General features: G+C 43.6%; 1 protein-coding gene and 1 pseudogene. Both read right to left on the bottom strand.

Going from position 1 to position 1,678, the window contains the following annotated elements:
• Positions 1-171: pseudogene (locus ACFIKE_RS10195) on the bottom strand (phage tail protein); the annotation flags it as partial.
• Between the two features lie 187 nt (positions 172-358).
• Positions 359-1,678 (bottom strand): Bgr_08870 family protein (locus ACFIKE_RS10190; protein ID WP_375649734.1); only part of this gene is annotated, 1,320 nt, incomplete at its 5' end.

The raw sequence follows: 1,678 nt of genomic DNA, 5'->3' as shown, positions 1-1,678 counted from the left end.
CTCACCCTCATGGCTAAAAATAAGGACAGGCTCGTTGAGGGGAAAAACTTGGTTGTCAGCATCAGGGGCTGTAACAACCGCCCCAATGGTGGTCTGATCAAATGTTGCTAAGGGACGGGAATCCTCACCAGCCTCTACAATGCGTATCCCATGATTAAATTCTATTGTCATTTTGCTCTCCAAATCAATGAAGAGACTGTAACAAGCATCACCATGCTCCATAAGACTGACACTGTCAGTCAAAAAGCTCTTTAAAGGGCTTTGAAAGATCTTCAAAGGGGGCTTTAAAGAAAGAAAATCATATAAGCTCGCTTATACAATAAGCACCATTTGAATTGTGCTCTCTTTGATTATGTATTTAATCTTTCCACAATCTTATGAGGACAGCGCCATCAGCACCAGCACCGCTGTAATGCCCATCCCCGTTAGCACCAGCACCTCCACCCCCAAAACCACGCCCTGCTTTTCCTGAAGTATGGTAACCATCTCCCGTTCCTCCAGCGCCACCCCTTGATGTATCGCCCCCAGCATCACCTCCGTTACCACTCATTTCTGCATCAATTCCTTTCGTTCCAGCATAACCATTTCCGCCTTTGGCAAGTCCTAAGAGACCATCTGTTGCCCAACCAAAGTTCCCGCCAACTCCTCCAGTACCACCAGAACCTGAGTAACGGGATGATGGGCTGGAATAATAAGCACCTCCACCACCTTTTCCTCCTGTAGCTGTCATAAAATTTTTGCCAACGGTTGTTGTGCCTCCAGAATTTCCTGTCGCACCATGCTTTGCAACAGAAGTTCCTCCTTTACCAATGATGATATCCTCATGCCCGTTTAAACTGGCTTTATAGCCGTACCACACGGAACAACCTCCACCTCCTCCACCGCCGCCTAAGCAATAAGACCAAGAGCAACCACCACTACCGCCGCCACCCCAGGCTGTAATTTCGACTTTGGTTTTATCCGTGACCCAGTTGGGCCATTCAATTTTCCCATCTTGCGTATAAAGCAATTCAGCATCGGCAATAATGAGTTTATTAATCAAATCTTTTTTGATGTTTTTAATTTCCTGCTTGAGAATATCTATTTCTGATTTCGTATAAACAAGTTCTCCATCGACTCTCAAAGGTCCTTTAAGTGAGCTTCCGCTTGTACTTAAGTTAGTGATCATTTTGTTATTATGGGTAATATTCAATGATGTGTTTCCCAACAGTTCTAAGCCACCACTCATAGTGACTTTGCTGGTAAATTTATTATAACTTTGCCATTCATTTGGGCTTGTGAGGCGACCATAGCTTGTGAGATCTTCGTTGATCTTAGCTCTAAAATCATCAAGTCCCACAATATCTTCGGTTTTATGTTGATGAGAACCAAGCAAAGATACAGCACTGCCAAAGGTGAAGTTATTATTGCTTGATTTATAGAGAACATAATTATTGGCGGCATCTTTTGCCCCCTCGATATCACTTAAATCAGCAAATGAGAAGGTTTTATCCGCTGCCATTTTGCCCTTCAAGGCTGCTTCAAGATCTGCGACATCACTTATTGTATGCGTGTGTTGTAAAGGCGCTTTTTGGTCTACCTTGTCCTCAACTTCCATTATCGCTTGATCAATTTTGGTCAAGTTTTCCCGCAAGATTGGGAATTCAGAACTGATAAAGCGTCCTTCTTTAGGCAATTC

The sequence above is a fragment of the Bartonella sp. MU70NMGDW genome, assembly GCF_042194085.1.
In the GTDB taxonomy this organism is placed as follows: Bacteria; Pseudomonadota; Alphaproteobacteria; order Rhizobiales; family Rhizobiaceae; genus Bartonella; species Bartonella grahamii.
Note: the sequence above shows the minus strand (reverse complement) of the source record. Positions and strands in the feature narration are given on the sequence as shown.